This is a genomic window from Nonomuraea sp. NPDC049028 (assembly GCF_043197735.1).
Classification (GTDB): domain Bacteria; phylum Actinomycetota; class Actinomycetes; order Streptosporangiales; family Streptosporangiaceae; genus Nonomuraea.
The window spans coordinates 340285-358528 of the sequence record NZ_JBICTR010000012.1 but is presented as its reverse complement, the minus strand read 5'-3'; the positions used below and the strand labels follow the sequence as shown (position 1 = coordinate 358528).

16 protein-coding genes are annotated in these 18244 nt (G+C 70.2%); 10 read left to right on the top strand and 6 right to left on the bottom strand.

The features are described 5' to 3' along the window. Positions 1 to 18: 18 nt before the first annotated feature. The 3 genes from ACGFJ2_RS43070 to ACGFJ2_RS43060 all read left to right on the top strand — a co-directional run bounded on the left by ACGFJ2_RS43070 (position 19) and on the right by ACGFJ2_RS43060 (position 1735). Complete coding sequence (locus ACGFJ2_RS43070) at positions 19 to 468, top strand: VOC family protein (RefSeq protein ID WP_393478363.1); 450 nt, start codon at positions 19 to 21, stop codon at positions 466 to 468. Positions 469 to 978: 510 nt separating this feature from the next. After that, positions 979 to 1275, top strand: a complete 297-nt coding sequence (locus ACGFJ2_RS43065) for a hypothetical protein (RefSeq protein WP_358174308.1) — start codon at positions 979 to 981, stop codon at positions 1273 to 1275. Between the two features lie 43 nt (positions 1276 to 1318). Further along, the gene (locus tag ACGFJ2_RS43060) at positions 1319 to 1735 is read left to right on the top strand and encodes an acyl-CoA thioesterase (protein WP_357947195.1); all 417 of its coding nucleotides are present in this window, start codon (positions 1319 to 1321) and stop codon (positions 1733 to 1735) included. A 125-nt stretch (positions 1736 to 1860) separates the two neighbouring features. Here the strand turns inward: ACGFJ2_RS43060 and ACGFJ2_RS43055 are convergent, their stop codons facing one another. The 3 genes from ACGFJ2_RS43055 to lepA all read right to left on the bottom strand — a co-directional run bounded on the left by ACGFJ2_RS43055 (position 1861) and on the right by lepA (position 5349). Continuing rightward, positions 1861 to 2691, bottom strand: a complete 831-nt coding sequence (locus tag ACGFJ2_RS43055; RefSeq protein WP_393478359.1) for a class I SAM-dependent methyltransferase — start codon at positions 2689 to 2691, stop codon at positions 1861 to 1863. A 6-nt stretch (positions 2692 to 2697) separates the two neighbouring features. Further along, positions 2698 to 3408: a TetR family transcriptional regulator gene (locus ACGFJ2_RS43050; RefSeq protein ID WP_393478356.1), complete on the bottom strand. Its 711-nt coding sequence runs from the start codon at positions 3406 to 3408 to the stop codon at positions 2698 to 2700. Positions 3409 to 3519: 111 nt separating this feature from the next. Then, entirely contained in the window at positions 3520 to 5349 is a 1830-nt protein-coding gene (gene lepA / locus ACGFJ2_RS43045) for a translation elongation factor 4 (RefSeq protein WP_393478353.1), read from the bottom strand. Positions 5350 to 5404: 55 nt separating this feature from the next. Between lepA and ACGFJ2_RS43040 the strand changes: the two genes are divergently transcribed. From ACGFJ2_RS43040 to ACGFJ2_RS43015, 6 genes are all read left to right on the top strand, one after another. Continuing rightward, positions 5405 to 6394 (top strand): glycosyl hydrolase family 18 protein, encoded by a 990-nt coding sequence (locus tag ACGFJ2_RS43040; RefSeq protein WP_393478350.1) that lies wholly within the window; start codon positions 5405 to 5407, stop codon positions 6392 to 6394. Positions 6395 to 6543: 149 nt separating this feature from the next. Further along, complete coding sequence (gene rpsT / locus ACGFJ2_RS43035; RefSeq protein WP_219527587.1) at positions 6544 to 6813, top strand: 30S ribosomal protein S20; 270 nt, start codon at positions 6544 to 6546, stop codon at positions 6811 to 6813. 186 nt (positions 6814 to 6999) lie between these two features. After that, on the top strand, positions 7000 to 10047 hold the full coding sequence (locus ACGFJ2_RS43030) for an FtsX-like permease family protein (RefSeq protein WP_393478347.1): 3048 nt from the start codon (positions 7000 to 7002) through the stop codon (positions 10045 to 10047). Then, on the top strand, positions 10044 to 12644 hold the full coding sequence (locus ACGFJ2_RS43025) for an FtsX-like permease family protein (protein WP_393478345.1): 2601 nt from the start codon (positions 10044 to 10046) through the stop codon (positions 12642 to 12644). Before ACGFJ2_RS43030 ends, ACGFJ2_RS43025 begins: the two co-directional genes overlap by 4 nt. Further along, positions 12641 to 13549: an ABC transporter ATP-binding protein gene (locus tag ACGFJ2_RS43020; RefSeq protein ID WP_358174325.1), complete on the top strand. Its 909-nt coding sequence runs from the start codon at positions 12641 to 12643 to the stop codon at positions 13547 to 13549. The genes ACGFJ2_RS43025 and ACGFJ2_RS43020 overlap by 4 nt, the downstream gene beginning before the upstream one ends. Further along, positions 13539 to 14270, top strand: coding sequence for an ABC transporter ATP-binding protein (locus ACGFJ2_RS43015; RefSeq protein ID WP_357947172.1), 732 nt, complete (start codon positions 13539 to 13541; stop codon positions 14268 to 14270). Before ACGFJ2_RS43020 ends, ACGFJ2_RS43015 begins: the two co-directional genes overlap by 11 nt. On the opposite strand, the gene ACGFJ2_RS43010 is transcribed toward ACGFJ2_RS43015, so the two are convergent. Further along, a complete protein-coding gene (locus ACGFJ2_RS43010; protein WP_357947169.1) occupies positions 14212 to 15405 on the bottom strand; it encodes an MFS transporter in 1194 nt (397 codons plus the stop codon). The two genes, ACGFJ2_RS43015 and ACGFJ2_RS43010, sit on opposite strands and share 59 nt — an antisense overlap. Before the next feature lie 76 nt (positions 15406 to 15481). Here ACGFJ2_RS43010 and ACGFJ2_RS43005 point away from each other — a divergent pair, with 76 nt between their 5' ends. Next, on the top strand, positions 15482 to 15985 hold the full coding sequence (locus tag ACGFJ2_RS43005) for a MarR family transcriptional regulator (RefSeq protein WP_357948123.1): 504 nt from the start codon (positions 15482 to 15484) through the stop codon (positions 15983 to 15985). A gap of 17 nt (positions 15986 to 16002) precedes the next feature. Here ACGFJ2_RS43005 and ACGFJ2_RS43000 read toward each other — a convergent pair whose 3' ends face one another. Both ACGFJ2_RS43000 and holA read right to left on the bottom strand, forming a co-directional pair. Further along, a complete protein-coding gene (locus ACGFJ2_RS43000; RefSeq protein WP_393478340.1) occupies positions 16003 to 17148 on the bottom strand; it encodes an epoxide hydrolase family protein in 1146 nt (381 codons plus the stop codon). Between the two features lie 123 nt (positions 17149 to 17271). Continuing rightward, a complete protein-coding gene (gene holA / locus ACGFJ2_RS42995; RefSeq protein WP_357947163.1) occupies positions 17272 to 18243 on the bottom strand; it encodes a DNA polymerase III subunit delta in 972 nt (323 codons plus the stop codon). Between the last annotated feature and the right edge of the window lies 1 nt (position 18244).

Genomic DNA, 18244 nt, shown 5'->3' with positions numbered 1-18244 from the left:
CACCAAGGGAGACCCAACATGGCGATTCAGCGGATGGACAATGTCCTCATCGTTGTCGACGACCTGGACGCCGTTATTGCGTTCTTCGTCGAACTTGGCATGGAACTGGAGGGCAAGGGGCCCCTTGAGGGACGTTGGGCGGAGCAGGCGGAGCGCGTCATCGGGCTCGACGACGTCCGGCAGGACATCGCCATGTTGCGGGTTCCGGACGGCCATGGCCGAGTAGAGCTGGCGAAGTTCCACCGGCCGAAGGCCATCACCCCCGAGCCGAAAGACGCGCCGGCGAACACGCTGGGCATTCGCCGCATCATGTTCGCCGTCGACGACATCAACGACGTCATTGCCCGCCTGCGCACCCACGGCGCCGAACTCGTCGGCACGCTGGAGCAGTACGAGGACACCTATCAGCTCTGTTACGTCCGCGGCCCCGAGGGCATCATCGTCGGACTGGCGGAGCAGATCGGCTGAAGACTGCCGAAAGGACCGTGCACCCAAGCAGCATCCGGGCAGCCGCATCGGGGACCTGCTCTGAACCGCAGGCTGGGCGCGGCTTACTCGCCTCACGCGGAGCGAGGCAGACGAAATGATCAGGCCCACCCCAGCCAACCACTGCGTGAAGATCAATACCGCCCCAATAGGGTCCTTGCTGTCTCGCACAGCCACGCGCTTACCGTTGAAGGTCTCTCGATGATGTTGCCGCCTAGGTCAGTTTAATCAGCCGACCAGGCGAAGCGTTCTTGGGAAGGCGGTCCTCGCGCAGCGAGGTCCTTCAGGGGGCGGGCGTCAGCCCGCCTGGGAGGACGCCCGGAGCGAAGCGGAGGCCCGTTGTAGGCGGGCGGGGATCAAACGGCCAACCACCGAATTGGGTGACGGGCGGGAAGAAAGAACACCCGGAGCGAAGCGAAGGCCCTTTGGCGAGGGGCGCTCGGCATGGGTAGGATCGGTTAGCAATCGCAATCGATTGGTAGGCGATGTGAGATGGATCTCGCACGTACGCAGGCCGCGCTCCGGCTGATCGCTCGCGGGTTCGAGGAGCTCGCCGCCGCCCTCGGTGAGGCGGAGGAGGCAGGGGAGGACGAGCGGACGGCTCGGGTCATCGAGGAGTGGGGGCGGCGGGGGCTGACGCAGAAGGAGGCGTCGGTGCTGTTTCAGCGGCATGGGTTCGCCCCGCAGACGACCGGCGGGTGGGCTCGGGGCGACTGGGTCGAGATCCGCGACGACGGCCTGCGTTACCTCACCGCGAAGTCGCACACCTGGCTGGAAGGTCGGGCATGACAGCGGGCACCGTAACGATGCCCACCAGAAGGATGGTGTCCAGGTGACCTTTTCCGTGCGCATCGCCGTACGCGGCTATGAGCTTGACTCGCAAGGGCATGTCAACAGCGCCGTCTATCACCAGTACGGCGACCACGCTCGCTGGGAGTGCCTGCGTGCGGCGGGCATCTCGGTCGACGACATGCTGGGCTCGGGCATCGGCCCCGTGACCCTGGAGAACACCATCCGCTACCTCGGCGAGCTGCGCGGCGGCGACGAGGTGGAGGTGACGTGCGCGTTCCTGTGGGGCGAGGGGAAGACGTTCAGGATCGCGCAGGAATTCAGGCACGCTGACGGGCGGCTGGCTGCTGAGATGACCAGCGTGGGCGGGCTGCTCGATCTGGCGGCCCGCCGCCTGGTGGACGACCCGGCGGCCCGCTGGCGCGTCCTGGCCGACTCCCCGGATCTGCTCGGACTGTAGAGGATGTGCTCGGCGCGAGTAGGACACGCTCGCTGTAGAGGACGCGCACAGGTCGCAGAGGACGTGCTCGGGCCGCAGAAGGCGCGGGTCGAGGACGTGCTCGGGGCTGTTGACGTTCGAGTTCGCTAAAAACGGTAGTGGAGTACGACGTTGCCCCGGCGGGATAGGGCCGCGCTCAGCGCGCCTAGGCGGGTCCACCAGCGAAGGACCGGCGGGAACAGGGCGACCTCAGGCTCCCGGGTGCACAGGATCTCCCTGACCAGCTTCAGCTTGGGGTGCCAGCGTTCGGCGTCCCGGGGATCGTCGAGGCCGGGGAACTTGGTGATGTCCCTGACGGCTTGGGTGGCGGCCATGGGAAGGTGCTGCTGGGCCCAGACGTGGAAGCTTCCGTACCCGTTGAAGGCTATCTCCCCGCTTGGGAAGTGACCGATGAGGCGGTCCACCAAGGCGATCATCTCCTCCATGGAGAGGAACGCGATCAGCCCGTCGGCGACGATCACTGCGGGCCGGTCGGTGGGCAGGGTGTCCAGCCACGCGGGGTCGGTCAGGTCGGCGGCGATGCCATGTGGGGTGGCGCGGGCGGGCAGCAGTTGCCGCCGGGCAGCCATGACCTCGAGGAAGTCGATGTCGTACCAGTCGGCCGTGGGCGGTGGGGAGATGCGCAGCACCCGGCTGTCCAGACCGGCTCCGAGGTCGAGGCCGACCCCGTCGGGGTGGCGGGCGAAGAACCGCTGGGCCACCTCGTCCAGCTTCTTGGCCCGGTGCGCGATGTTGATCGCGGCGCTCGGGATGAGGCCGAACTTCTTGTAGTCGTAGCCGGCCTCGCGCACGATCTCGTCGGCCATCTCGTCACCGAGGATGGGGCGGAGCAAGCGGTTGTCGAGGGCCCGGCCGCACAGCGTCAGCCACAGGGTCTCCTGCAGCGGCGTGAGAGCCGGAAGGGTATCTGGGGGCATGGGTCGTCAGTCCTCTTCCCATCGGGTATTGGTCGGTGCTTCTTCTGATCGGTTGTCGGCCGGACGGTCTTTCAAGGTGTCGCTCGGTGCGCCTGCCCAGCGGGGGTCGGTCAGTGCGTCACTGGCCGCCTTGAGCAGGGAGTCATCGGCGTACAGGCCGTGCGTGTAGACCTCGAGCGTCGGCAGCGCGAGCCGCCGCAGGGCCTCCGGGCCGAAGGCCTCGTAGCCGAGGGCGCGCGCCAGCGACGGCGCCATGGTGAGCGTGGCGAGGCTGGTCAGCACGCTCAACACGGCCAGCGCCCGCACGTCCGACGATGGGCGCATGGAGCCGTCGGCGATCCCGGCCCGCAGAGTCGCCTCCGTCTCCTCCACCATCGTGGTCACGAACGTGGCGCCCGCGGGCGAGTCATCCTCCACGGCGCGGCCCATGTACTGCACGTACAGGTGGTACTCCGCCGGGTCCGCCAGGTATTCGTTCGCCAGATTCGGCAGGCCGGCGCGTCCCTTGCGGGCCAGCGTCCGCAGGACATGCTCGTCGCAGACGGCACGCAGCTTGTCCTTGCTGCCGAAGTGGTGGATGACCAGGCCGGCGCTCACCCCCGCCGTGGCGGCGACGGCCCGCAGGTTGGTCTTCTGGAAGCCGTCGCGGGCGAAGTGGGCGATGGCCGCATTGCGGATCTTCGCCTGGGCGGTCAGATCCGAAGAGGCTGAACACATGTTTAGTACTATAAACAGCCGTTCAGTCGCTGGGCAAGCGGACATGAGGAAGCCCCGCACCTACCAACGGGTGCGGGGCTTCCGAAAAGCTGGCAAACGCCGCCGAAAGGGCTACTTCTTGGCCTTGTCGGCGCTCGAGTCCGTCGACAGCGCCGCGACGAACGCCTCCTGCGGCACCTCGACCCGCCCGACCATCTTCATCCGCTTCTTGCCTTCCTTCTGCTTCTCCAGCAGCTTGCGCTTACGCGTGATGTCGCCGCCGTAGCACTTGGCGAGGACGTCCTTGCGGATGGCGCGGATGTTCTCGCGGGCGATGACGCGGGCGCCGATGGCCGCCTGGATCGGCACCTCGAACTGCTGCCTGGGGATCAGCTCGCGCAGCTTCTTGGCCATGTCGACGCCATAGGCGTAGGCCTTGTCCTTGTGGACGATGGCGCTGAAGGCGTCGACGGCCTCGCCCTGGAGCAGGATGTCGACCTTGACCAGCTCCGACTCCTGCTCCCCGTCGGGCTCGTAGTCGAGCGAGGCGTAGCCACGGGTGCGCGACTTGAGCTGGTCGAAGAAGTCGAAGATGATCTCGCCGAGCGGCAGCGTGTAGCGGATCTCGACCCGGTCTTCCGACAGGTAGTCCATGCCGCGGAGCTGACCGCGCCGCCCCTGGCAGATCTCCATGATCACGCCGATGAACTCGGCCGGGGCCAGGATGGTCGACTTGGTCACCGGCTCGAAGACCTGCGAGATCTTGCCGCCGGTGGGGAACTCCGACGGGTTGGTGACGGTCAGCTCGGAGCCGTCCTCCATGACCACCCGGTAGACGACGTTGGGCGCGGTGGAGATCAGCGACAGGCCGAACTCGCGCTCCAGCCGTTCGCGGACGATCTCCATGTGGAGCAGGCCGAGGAAGCCGACCCGGAAGCCGAAGCCGAGCGCGGCCGAGGTCTCCGGCTCGTAGATCAGCGCGGCGTCGTTGAGCTGGAGCTTGTCGAGGGCCTCGCGCAGCTCGGGATATTGGTCGCCGTCGATGGGATAGAGGCCGGAGAACACCATCGGCTTGGGGTGCTCGTAGCCCGCCAGCATCTCGGTGGCGCCCTTGGTTACCGAGGTGACGGTGTCACCGACGCGCGACTGGCGCACATCCTTGACGCCGGTGATCAGGTAGCCCACCTCGCCGACGCCCAGCCCCAGATCCGACACCTTGGGCTCGGGCGAGATGACGCCGATCTCCAGCGTCTCGTGGGCGGCCTGGGTCGACATCATCAGGATGCGCTCGCGCTTTCCCAGGTGGCCGTCGAAGACCCGGACATAGGTGACGACGCCCCGGTAGGTGTCATAGACCGAGTCGAAGATCAGCGCGCGGGCGGCCGCGTCGGCCTCGCCCACCGGCGCGGGGATGGTCTGCACCACGTGGTCGAGCAGCTCGCGTACGCCCACGCCGGTCTTCCCCGAGACCCTGAGCACGTCGGACGGGTCGCAGCCGATCAGGCCCGCGAGCTCCTCGGCGAACTTCTCCGGCTGCGCGGCGGGCAGGTCGATCTTGTTGAGCACCGGGATGATGTGCAGGTCGGCGTTCATGGCCAGGTAGAGGTTGGCCAGCGTCTGCGCCTCGATGCCCTGGGCGGCGTCGACCAGCAGGACCGCGCCCTCGCACGCCTGCAGCGACCGGGACACCTCGTAGGTGAAGTCGACGTGGCCCGGCGTGTCGATCATGTTGAGGACGTGGCCGTCCCAGGGCAGCCGCACGGCCTGCGACTTGATCGTGATGCCGCGCTCCCGCTCGATGTCCATCCTGTCGAGGTATTGGGCGCGCATGGACCGGTCGTCTACCACGCCGGTGATCTGCAGCATCCGATCGGCAAGGGTCGACTTGCCATGGTCGATATGCGCGATGATGCAGAAGTTGCGGATCAACGCGGGGTCGGTCTGGCCAGGCTGAGTGCGCACCGAAGTCCGTTTCGACAGGGTTGAGGTCAAGCGTCTTTCATGGTGACATGCCCGGGTGATTGCCCGAACCGCCATTCGCCGTGGCCTGCGCCTTGTCGCGCTGGCCCTGGCCGTCGTCGTCGCGCTGCTCGGCCTCCTCGCCGGCGCGCTCCGCGTTCAGTTTACCGGTGACCCGGCGGCCTGGGCGAAGAGCACGGGCAACGACGCCCTCTGGCTCGGCCACGCGTGGGTCGACGGCCGCCGTACGGAGCAGGACGTGGAGCGGCTCGCGGTACGCCTGCGCGCCACGGGCATCAAGGACCTGTACGTCCACGCGGGCCCGTTCGAGAAGGACGGCCAGCTAAAACCCGATAAATACCCCAGCGCCGGAAATTTCGTTCGATGGGCACGACAGTACCTCCCCGGCCTCCGTGTCTCCGCCTGGCTCGGCCAGAAGGTCGACGGCTTCCTCGACCTCGACGACGCCAAGTCCCGTGAGAACGTCCTGGCCGGAGTCGCCGCCATCATGAAGACCGGCTTCGACGGCATCCACTACAACTTCGAGCCGATCGGCGACGGCGACCGCGAGTTCCTCGACCTCCTCGACAGAACCCGCCAGTACACCAAGCTGCTGTCGATCTCGACACCCCAGATCGAGCCGTACCCCCTGATACGCCTGCCCGCCCGGGCGATCCTCGGCCACGACAAATACTGGTCGAGCGGCTACTTCAGGGAGGCCGCCGAGCGCGTCGACCAGGTGGCCATCATGACGTACGACTCCTTCACCCCTCTGCAGTCCCTTTACGGGGGCTATGTCGTACGGCAGGCCACGCTCGCCCTGGACCTGGTCCCGGAGACGAAGCAGATCCTCGTGGGCGCCCCCGCCTACCACGACCACGGCGTCGGATGGAGCGACGCCGCCGAGAGCGTGGCCATGGCCGCCCAGGGCGCCAAGCTGGCCCTGACGGAGCACGGCAGGCGGGAGCGGTTCGGCCTGGCCCTGTACGTCGATTTCGCCGCCACGGAGGAGGATTGGCGCGAATACACCACCGAGTGGTTCTCCTGAGGCCGTACACTGGACCGAGACTCCAATTCCCAGAGTGTTGATTTGAGCTGTCCTCTGGGTTATTGGTAACCTGTTCAACTGCGTGTGGCGCGCCCCTCTCACGAGCCCGCGCGCCCCATCCATCACTCAGACTTTACCGAGGCTTCTTCGTGGCGAACATCAAGTCCCAGATCAAGCGCAACAAGCAGAACGAGAAGGCTCGCCTGCGCAACAAGGCGGTCAAGTCCTCGCTGAAGACGGCCGTGCGCAAGTTCCGCGAGGCCGCCGAGCAGGGCGACGCCCAGCAGGCCGCCGAGCTGCAGCGGGCCGCCGCCCGTCAGCTCGACAAGGCCGTCAGCAAGGGCGTCATCCACAAGAACCAGGCCGCCAACCGCAAGTCGGCGATCGCCAAGCAGGCCGCCTCCCTGGCAGCCAAGTAAGGCCCAGCCAGGCTCGATCAAAGAGCAGGGCGCCAGAGCGCCGCACCTCCGTCAAGGGGTGCGGCGTTTTTTGTGTCACGATTTCGATATCACACCGCCATCTCGGGTCTGTCACCGTTGCGAAGATCGCCTTGCCCTCCCCCGGCGGAATGCTCAAAGGTTCACTAAACGGGGCAAGGGGGGCACATGCGGGGGCCGTTGGTCGTCAAACGGGCGTTCAGCGAGCCGTTGCTGTTGCTGGCCGCGTTCGGGTCGATCCTGCTGGCCACCACGACTCTGGTCGCGCTGACCATGTACGCCTCCACCATCGCCGAGGTGGGCGTGCGCCGCACGATGGAGACCGCGCCGCTGGGCCAGGTGGCCGCGACCATCGCCGCGCCCGTCACCGGCGAGACGTTCCCGGCGCTCGACCGGGCGATCCGCGCCGAGCTCGCCAGGGCCTACGCGGGCGCGCCCGCCGCCATCACGACCGCCTTCCGCTCCGACTCGTACGTCCGGCCGGGCCAGGAGAGCCGCAAGACCCCCGAACTGCTCAGGTTCGGCAGCTATGACGGCCTCGACGCCCACGCCAAGCTGGTCTCCGGCACCTGGCCGAACGCCACCGAACGCAAGACGGTCGAGGCCGCGATCTCCCTGTCGGCGGCCACGGCGCTCGGCGTCAAGGCGGGTCAGGAGATCACCACAGAAGGCCGCCTCGACCACAAGGCGGTCAACGTCCGCATCACCGGCGTCTTCCAGCTCAACGACCCGTTCGGCGACCGCTGGACCGGCGAGCAGCTGCTCACCAGGGGCGTCGAGACGGGCGAGTTCACCACCTACGGCCCGCTGATGGTCTCCCGCGAGACGTTCCTGAGCCGCTTCGCCACGAACGTCAACGCCACCTGGACCGCCGTCCCCGACCTGCGCGCTCTGTCACCGGAGCAGCTGCGGCCGTTCGCCGCCCGGGTGACCGAGCTGCGCGACCGACTTTACGCGAACGGCTGCGCGAGCTGCACCGCCACCAGCCGCCTGCCGGAGATGCTCGCTCAGCTCGGCACCGCCGCCCTGGTCGCCCGCTCCACCATGCTGATCCCGGTCCTGCAGTTGCTGCTGCTGGCCGCGTACGCGCTCATGCTCACCGCCCGCCTGCTCGCCGACCACCGCCGCATGGAGGTGGCGCTGCTGCGCTCGCGCGGCGCGGGCACGCTGCGGCTGGCCGCGCTGGCGGGCGGCGAGGCGCTGCTGGTGGCCCTGCCATGCGCGATCGTCGCGCCCTTCCTCGGCCCGCCGCTGCTGGCCCTGGTCAACGCGCTGCCCTGGATCAGGGCCTCCGGTGTACGGCTGGCGCCCTCGCCCGACCTGGGCACGTTCGCGGTCTCGATCGGCGTGGCCCTGGCCTCGGCCGTACTCCTCATGCTCCCGGCCCTCGCCGGCGCCCGGCGTACCTACGTGGAGGAGCAGTCGGCGCGCGGCCGCGGCGGCGGGCGCGGGCTCATCGAGCGGGCCGGGGCGGACCTGGCGCTGCTGGTGGTCGCGGGGCTGGCCATCTGGCAGCTGCGGCGCTACGGCGCGCCCGTGACCGCGACCGCCGCCGGTGACCTCGGCATCGACCCGCTCATCGTCTCGGGACCGGCCCTGGCGCTGCTCACCGGCGGCATGCTGGGCCTGCGCCTGGTCCCCCGCGTCTCGAAGCTGGCCGAGCGGATCACCGCCAGGCGGCCCACGCTCGCCCCGGCGCTCGGCGTCTGGCAGGTCAGCCGGCGGCCGCTCAAGTACGCCGGGCCCGCGCTGCTGCTGACCATGGCCATCGCGATCGGCATCGTGTCCATGGCCACGGCCGCCACCTGGCGTGGTTCGCAGCAGGACCAGGCCCGCCATCAGGCCGGGGCCGACCTGCGGATCTCCGGGCCGCCGGACGGTCCCGAGCTGGGCACGTTCGGGCGCGGCACCGCGTTCGCCGCGCTGCCGGGCGTCACGGCGGCCTCGCCCGCCTTCCGCGGCCCGGTCCAGCTCAGCGGCGAGGGCGCGGTCCTGCTCGGCCTCGACGCCGGCAAGCTCGACCGGCTCTTCCAGTTGCGGCCCGACCTGTCGGCGCGATCGGTCGCGGAGATGGCACGGGTGCTCGGCTCGGGCCGGCCGCGAGGTGCCCCGCTGGAGCTGCCGGGCCGGCCCACGACGCTCACGTTGCACGCCCGCGCCGACGCCGCGGTGTCACTGCGGATCATGGTCTCGGACGCGCTCGGCGTCTGGCGCGAGCTGCCCCTGGGCCTGCTCCATCCGGGCGACAACCGGATCGACCTCGACCTTTCGGAGATCGTGGGACGGACCGGGAAGATCACCTATCCGCTGTCGGTCCGCGGCCTGGTCGCCAATCCGCCCGAGAGCGGCAGTGCGCAGGTCACGGTGACCGGTCTGAGCGCGGATCGCCCGATCTCGCTCAAGGCGACCGGATCACAGCCGGTCGCGGTCGCCTTCGGCGAGTTGTCGGGCCCGCTGCCCGTGGTGCTCACCACCGATCTGGCCGCCTCGCTCAAGCTCTCGGCGGGCCAGGTGGGCCGGGTCAACCTGGATCGGCGGATCGTCGAGGTCAAGGTCGCGGGCCTGGTCGACCGGATGCCGACGACCGCCGCTGACCAGCCCGCCGTACTGGCCGACTGGGCCACCCTGCAGGCGTACGGCCTGGCGGCGGGAGAGATCCCCAGACCGGCCACCGAATGGTGGCTCGCCGCCCACGACGGCGACGCCGGGCCCGCGCTCGCGGCGCTGAAGAAGCGGCCGGAGTGGGACGTCACCGCGGTCGACCAGCGCGAGCTCGCCGAGCGGCTGCGGGACGACCCGCTGGCCAGCGGGCTGCAGGGGGCGTTGATCCTGGGCTTCGCGGCGGCGCTGGCGTTCGCCGCGCTCGGCTTCGTGGTGAACGCCACCGTCGCGGCGCGGGAGCGGATGGCCGAGTTCACGATCCTGCGGGCGCTCGGGGTGAGCCACCGGCAGGTGTTCGGGCTGCTGGCGGTCGAGCAGGCGTTCGTCATCGGGCTGTCGCTGGTTGCGGGGACGGCACTGGCGGTCGTCGTGGGCGTCCTGGTCGTGCCGCACATCGTGCTCACCGGGCAGGCCGCCGCCGTCACGCCGGACGTGCTGCTCGACATCCCGTGGGCGGCGACCGCGGCCATGCTGGCGCTGGTGGCCGCGGTGCTGCTCGGCATCGTCGCCGTATTGGCCCGTAACCTGCGTGGGCAGCGTCAGGAGGACTTGTGAGGATCCTGCGGCTGGCCCAGGCGTATCTGGGCGCGATGGCCATGCTGTCCCTGCTGACGTTGAGCGCCTGCCTGCTCGTGGCGGGGCTGCCGCGGGTGCTGCAGGGCTCGTACGACGAAGCCCTCCACCAGGCCCTTCAGGACGCGCCCGCGCAGCAGGCCGACCTGACCGTACAGACCAGGACGCGCGGCGGGCCGGACGACCTGCACGAGCCCGGCCAGTTCGCCTCCAGGGACGCCCGGCTGCGCTCGCTCGTGCCGCCGCAGCTGCGGCCGCTCGTCTCGGCCACCGGCCAGATGAGCGCGAAGACGTACGACACGCCGGTCCACCTGTCGGGCGGGCAGACCTACATCAACCTCGCCTGGCTGTCGGACAGTGAGCGGCGGGTCGAGTGGGTCGACGGCCGGGCGCCGGGCAAGCCGACGACCATGCGCTGGAGCGGGACGGAGATCCCGCTGTTCGAGGTGGGCATCGTGGAGGAGGCCCGCACCACGATGCCGCTGAAGATCGGCGACGTGCGGATCCTCGGTGAGAGCGACTACGCCGCCGTCAAGATCGTGGGCGTGTTCCGGGCGAAGGACCCCGGCGCCCGCTACTGGAGCCACGACACCGACGTCCTGCACGTCACGCAGGTCCAGCCGCCCGGCAAGCTGGAGCTGGAGCGGCGCACGACCGCGCTGATCCCGGCCGCCGGCCTGGCCGCCCTGAGCGGCGCCGACCGCAACCTGCTCTACAGCTGGATCCTGCCGGTCGATCCCACCGCGGCCGCCTCTCTCGACCTGCCCGAGTTGCGTGCCGCCATCGAGGACTACGGGCACGTGGTCACCCTGCAACCGGCGGGCGCCGACAGCCAGTACCGGCTGGAGACGGAGCTGCCGGGCCTGCTGGACAAGTTCGGGACCGCGCTGGGCACCGCGCAGACCGTGATGTTCCTGGTGCTCGGCGGCCTGCTGGTCGTGGCGCTGGGGGTGCTCGTGCTGGCCGTGCAACTGCTGGCCGAGCGGATCGATCACCCGCTCGCGCTGGCGCGGGCGCGCGGCGGGTCGCTGCGGCAGGTGGCGGGTGCCGGCACGGCGCTCGTGGCGATCGCGGTGGTGCCCGCGGCGCTGGCCGGGTGGGGGCTGGCCTTCCTGGTGCCGGGGCCGGTGCCGTGGCTCGCCCACGCGGGGCCCGCCCTCGTGCCCCTCACCGCCGTCGGCTACGCGGCCGCGCGGCTGGCCGTGACGCACCGGACGCCCCTGCACGAGCGCCGCGACGACGTGGCCGCCGCCCGCCCGTCGGCCCGGCGGATCACCCTGGAGGTGCTGGTCGTCGGTCTGGCGCTGGCCGGCGCGTACCTGCTGCGTGCCCGCGGCCTGACGACCGGCGGCCAGGACCCGTTCCTGCTGCTCGTGCCGGTCGCGCTGACGGTCGCCGCCGCGCTGATCACCATCCGCTGCTATCCCCTCCCCCTCAAGCTGCTCGTACGGCTGGCCGCGCGCGGCCGCCTCGCCGTGCCCTTCCTGGGCCTGACCAGGGCGGCCCGGGCCCGATCCGCCAGCGTGCTGCCGGTGCTGATCCTGCTGCCCGCGCTGGCCGTGTCGGTGTTCGGGACGGTGATCTCCGGCGGGCTGTCCACCACGCAGCGCCTGGCGTCCTGGCAGAGCGTCGGCGCGCCGATCAAGCTGACCTCCCCCGTGGAGTTGCCTCCTGACGCCATCGAGCGGGTGCGCAAGGTGCCCGGTGTGCGGCTGCTCGTGCCCGCGCAGACCGCCACCGCGCAGATCGGCTACGGCGGCGAACGGGCCGAGATCATCGCCGTCGACCTGGCCCCATGGCAGCGGCTGCTGGACGGCGCGCCGATCAGCGTGCCCCTCACCGCCTCGGGAGCCTCAGGGATCCCGGTGCTGGTCTCCAGCGAGCTGCGCGGACGCGGCACCTTCGAGATCGCCTGGTACGAGCGGATGAAGGTCACCACGGCCGGCGAGATCGCCTCGCTGCCCGGCTTCTACCCGCGCGGCAAGTTCATCGTGCTGCCCTTCGCGACGAACAAGCGGCCCGGCGTCAACACCCTGCTGATCAAGGGCGAGGCGGATCACGCGGCGCTGCTGGCGGCCACCGGACAGCCCAAGGCCGAGCTGACCTCGCAGGAACAGGCCCTCGCCACGATCGAGGACGACCCGATGACCGGAACCGTCCAGAACATCCTGCGCATCACCACCATCGCGCTCGCGGTCTACGCGTTCATCGCCGTGCTGGTGACGCTGGTGATCGGCGCGGCCGACCGGGCCAGGGCGCTGTCGTTCCTGCGCACGCTGGGACTGTCGGACCGGCAGGCGCGGGGCCTGACCGTGCTGGAGATCCTCCCGCTCATCCTCATCACCTCGCTCACCGGGCTCGCGCTCGGCCTCGGCCTGCCCGCGGCGCTCGGGCCCGGCATCGACCTGTCCGCCTACGCCGGGGATCTGGCCGTCGGCGACTACGCCGCCGACCCGGTCATGCCGGTCGTCCTGGCGGCCGGGCTGGCCGCCGTCGCCGTGCTCGGAACGTACGCGCACACCGCCATCAGCCGCCGCCGCAGCCTCGGCGCCGTACTCCGAGTGGGTGACCTCATATGAGTCCAACGTTGTCCGAGCTGGAAGCCAAGGCCGCCGAGAAGAAGGCCGCGTTCGGCGGGGACGCGCACATCGTCTGCGACAACCTGGTGCGCATCTACAAGACCGAGGGCGTCGAGGTGGTCGCCCTGCAGGGCCTCGACCTGCTCATCCAGGAGGGCGAACTGGTCGCCGTCGTCGGCGCCTCCGGGTCGGGCAAGTCGACGCTCCTGAACGTACTGTCCGGCCTGGACGTGCCCACGGCGGGCGTGGCCAGGGTGGCGGGCACAGACCTGCTGTCGATGACCGCGAAGGACCGGCTGCGGTACCGGCGCGACATCGTCGGGTTCGTCTGGCAGCAGACCGCGCGCAACCTGCTCCCGTACCTGACCGCCCGCGAGAACGTCGAGCTGCCGATGAAGCTGGCCGGTAGGGCACGCAGGGGACGCGCCGCCGAACTGCTGGACCTGATGGGCGTCGCCTCCTGCGCGGACCGCAAGGTGCCCGAGATGTCCGGCGGCGAGCAGCAGCGGGTCGCCATCGCCGTCGCCCTGGCCAACTCCCCGCAGCTCGTCCTGGCCGACGAACCCACCGGCGAGCTGGACAGCGAGACCTCGGAGGAGGTGTTCGGGGCGCTGCGCAAGGCCAACGGCGAGCTGGGCGTGACCGTGGTCATCGTGACCCACGACCCGCTGGTGTCAGAGCGCGTCGATCGTACGATCGGCATCCGCGACGGGCGTACCAGCAGCGAGACGCTCCGCCGCGAGGGCGTCGCCGAGGAGTACGCCGTGCTCGACCGCGTGGGGCGGCTGCAGCTGCCCCGCGACTTCATGAACGCCCTGGACATGGAACGCCGGGTGCGCCTCGAACTCGAATCCGACCACATCGGCGTGTGGCCGGCCCGAGAGGAGCCCTCCAATGAGCAGTGAGCCCCTGGTCGCCGGCGAGCCCCTGGTTGTCGTAGAGGGGGTGCGCAAGACCTATCGCACCGGGCCGAAGGAGGTCGTGGCGCTGCGGGAGGTGTCGTTCTCGGCCTATCCCGGCGAGCTGATCGCCATCCGCGGCCGGTCGGGGTCCGGCAAGACGACCCTGCTGAACCAGATCGGCGGACTCGACCGGCCCGACGCCGGGCGCGTCGTCGTGGCGGGGACCGAGGTGACCTCGATGTCCGAGGACGACCTGCTGGCGCTGCGCCGCGACGTGGTGGGGTTCGTGTTCCAGTCGTTCGGGCTGATCCCGGTGCTGTCGGCGGCCGAGAACGTCGGCGTGCCGATGCGGCTGGCCCGCACGCCGGTCACGGAACGGGAGGCGCGCGTGCGCGTGCTGCTCTCCCTCGTCGGGCTGGAACAGCACGTCAACCAGCGGCCGTACGAGCTGTCGGGCGGTCAGCGGCAGCGGGTGGCGATCGCCAGGTCGCTGGCCAACCGGCCCCGGCTGCTCGTCGCCGACGAGCCCACCGGACAACTCGATTCACAGACCGGGCGGCAGATCATGGAGTTGCTGCGCGCCCTGGTCCGCAGCGAGGGCGTCACCGCGCTCGTCGCCACCCACGATCCGAGCCTCATCACGCTGGCCGACCGGGTGCTGGAGATCAGCGACGGAGTCCTGCGGGAGGCTGCGCCTCTAGAGAGCCGGTCTTCGGAGGCTTGACGGACGTGATCGCGGCCAGATTCGCCACGGCCACGGCGACCGCTCCCGCCAGCAGCAGCCCGGTCATGCCCACGAAGCCCGCGAGCGGCGCCGCCACGGCCAGCCCAAACGGCCGCGACGCGAACGAGATGAGCTGATCGAAGGCCCGCACCCGCCCCAGCGCGCCCTCGGGGATCTCCTCGGCGACGACGGTCTCCCACAGTGGGCTGAGCAGCCCGAGCCCGAACATCGCCACGAAGTACGCCGCCGCGATCAGCACCACGTTCGCGGTCACCGCCAGCGCCACCAACGGCAGCAGGTACAGCGCGGCGGCCACCTGGACGACGACCAGCGGCCGGCGGACGGGCAGCCTCGGCACCAGGAACACCCCCGCGACCAGGCCGACCGTACCGCACTGCACGATGAGCACCCAGCTGGCCTCGCCGCCGAGCTGCTTGACGGCGGTCAGCGGGCCGAGGGTGAGGAACAACCCGGCCATGAAGTGCCATACGCCGTGGCCGAGCACTGACTTGAGGAACCACGGCCGCGTCCTGACCTCGCGCCATCCCTCGGCCAGGTCCTTGGCGAAGGTGTTCCGGGCTCTCTCGGGCTGCTTGGCCGTACGGACTCCGCCAAGGGTGAGCGCCGAGCAGGCGAACAGCGCGGCGGTGAGCAGCGCCGCCCACCCCGGGCCCGCCACCAGCACCACGCCGCCCGACAGGGCGGGCGCGAGCACGCTGGAGGTGCTGGTGGCCACGCCGATGCGCGCGTTCACACGCAACCGATCCGGGCCCGGCACCACGGCCGCGACCAGCCTCGGCACAGCAGGCATGCCGAACGCGATCGCCACCCCCGCCACCGCGGACAACACGGCCAGGTCGAGCACGCGGCCGACGCCCATCAGCAGCTCGATCCCGATGGCGGCCTGGGAGAGGCCGCGGACCAGGTCGGCCACCAGCGCCACCCGCTCGGGCCGGAACCGGTCGGCCAGCACCCCGCCGACCGGGAGGAGCAGGAGGAGGGGGATCAATTCGCAGGCCAGGACGAGACCAAGGGCCTCGGCCGAGCCTGTGGTGCGGAGGACGGCGAGGGTGAGGGTGGTGGGGATCAAGGCGGTGGCCAAGGCGGAGATGGCTCGCCCGAGCAGAAGTCTCATGGGGTTCGACATTAATTCGCTGGCTAATGATTCGTCAACTAAATACTTGCTGGCTTAAGATTGGTGGGTGGACTCGATGAACGCAGGCTCCGGCTCCAGTGACTCTGTCGATCGGCATCTGGCGCGGTGGCGGGGCAAGGCGCCGTACGACGAGCGGGTGGAGGCGGTCGTGACGCGGATGCAGTTCCTCGTCAAGCACCTGCATCAGACGAAGGAGGCGGCGCTGGCGGAGGTGGGGATGCAGGACTTCGAGTTCGAGACGCTGCATCGGCTGGTGGCCAGGGCGGGCTCCGCGACGCCTTCGGAGCTGGCCGCGGAGCTGATGCTGTCGCCCGCCGGCATGACCGGCCGCCTCGACACGCTGGAGAAGTCAGGCCTGGTACGCCGCCTGCGCAGCACGGACGACCGCCGCCGGGTCGACGTGGAGCTCACGGACCGGGGGCATGAGCTGTGGATGGAGGCCATGCGGATCCGGGGGGAGGTGGAGGCCGCGATGGTCTACGCACTGGATCCGGCGGAGCGGGCGACCCTGGACGGCCTGCTCAAACGTCTCCTGGTGAACGTGGAATCCACCCGCTGACCCTGGTCAGGTGCCGGTCAGGTACGGCGGAGCTCGCGGAAGAAGCTCGTCAGCTCGTCCTGGAGGAGAGCGGGCTCCTCCAGGGGCAGGAAGTGGCCGCCCCTGCCGGGCTCGCTCCAGTGCCGGATGTCCGTGAGGGCCCGCTCGGCGAGCGCCCGCGGAAAGTCGGCCATCAACGGCTCGTGGCTCAGCGTGACCGCCGCCGGCACAGTGATGGGCGGCCGGGCGTAGTTGTGCTCGAAGTCGAAGTATTGCCTGAACGAGGTGCCGATCGAGCCCGTGGCCCAGTAGAGGGTGAGGATCGTCAGCAGGGTGTCCCGGTCGAACCGCGTCTCCACCTCGCCGTGACAGTCGCTCCAGTCCCGGTATTTGTCCACGATCCACGCGGCCAGCCCGACCGGCGAGTCCAGCAGCGCGGCGGCGATGGTGTCGGGCCGCGTGCCCATGATGGCGCTGTAGCCGGCGTCACCCTCGTCATAGACGGCTTCCGCGTCGAGGAACGCCTGCTCCTCCGCCGACAGCGGCGGAACCTCCAGCGACGCCGGGAACGGCGGATGGATCAGGTGGATCCCGATCACCTGCTCCGGATAGAGCGCCCCCAGCCACCCGGTCGCCGCCCCGCCGATGTCACCACCGAACGCGCCGTAACGCTCGTAGCCCAGCATCTCGGTCATCAGCGCGTGCAGGATCCGCGCCATCGCCGCCCTGGTCAGCGGCTCAGCGGGCAGCTCCGAATAGAGGAAGCCGGGCATGGACGGGATCACCACGTCGAACGCGTCATCCGGATCACCCCCGAACCGTCCCGGATCGGCCAGCCGGGCCGCCAGCGGCAGCATCTCCATGAAGCTGCTCGGCCACCCGTGGCTCAGCAGCAACGGCATGGGCGCGGGCCCGTTGCCGGGGATCTTCAGGAAGTGCGTACGCGCGCCGTCGATGTGCGCGATGCCGTGCGGCAGAGCGTTCAGCTCGGCCTCACGTGCCCGGAAGTCGAATCCCTCGGCCCAGTAGCCGACCAGGTCACGTAGGTAGCCGGGGTCCGCGCCGCCCTGCCACGCCTGCTCCCCTGGCCGCGTGGGGTCGCCGAACCGCGTGTTACGCAGCCGACTCCGCAGGTCGTCCAGCACGTCCTCCGGCACCTCAATACGAAACGGCGACCAGCTCACATAACCTCCAGCAACCGACAGAAGGCGCGCATCGCCCTCCGACGCTTCGCGACCTTACCGGGGCGCCGGCTACCGGACTATCGGTTATCGGGGCGGGTGGCACTCACTCTCCCGCACGGGCGGCTACCGGCCCGTACGGTTGGCGACGATCACTTGCACCGTGTGTTCGAGCGCGTACGCCGGGTCGGCGCCGCCGCCCTTGACCTGCTCGTCGGCGTCGGCCACCGCCTGGATGGCACGTGACAGGCCCTCCGGACCCCAGCCGTTCAGCTGCCGCTTGACGCGGTCGATCTTCCAAGGCGGCATGCCCAGATGGCTCGCCAACTGCCCACCCCTGAGGTTGCGCGGCGCTCCGCCGACCTTGGCCAGGCCCCTCAGCCCGCCCGCCAGCGCGCTCACCAGCAGCACAGGGGCCACCCCGGTGCCGAGCGCCCAGCGGAGCTGCTCCAGCGCCTCGGCCAGCCGCCCCTCGAGCGCCGAGTCGGCCACGTTGAATCCGGTGACCTCGGCCCGCCCCTTGTGATAGCGGGCCACGGCCGCCGCGTTGATCGTCTTGTCTTCCGTGTCGAACACCAGCTGGTTGCAGGCCGCAGCCAGCTCCCGCAGATCGTTGCCCACCGCCTCGAGCAGCGCCTGCGCGGCATCGCTCGAAATGCCGCGCCCAGCCCGCTTGATCTCGCCCTTGACGAAGTCGAGCCGCTCCCCGGCCTTGGTGACCTTGTTGACGGTGACGACTCGCGCCCCCGCCTTCTTGACCCCGTCGACCAGCGCCTTGCCCTTCACCCCGCCCGGGTGGACCAGGATGAGCACGGTGTCGTCGGAGGGCTGCGCCACGTACTTCACGACCTCGGCGATGACGTCCTTGACGAGATCCTGCGCGGACCGGATCACCACCACGGAACGATCACCGAAGAGCGACGGCGAGGTCAGCTGGGTCAGCTCCCCCAGCGCCACCTTCCCGCCGATGAGATCGTGCACCTCCGCGCCGCCGGCGGCCGCCCGCGCCGCCGCGATCACCTCGCTGACCGCCCGCTCGGCCAGCAGCTCCTCGTCGCCGACGACCAAGGTCACGAGTGCTGGATCTGTTGCCGCCATG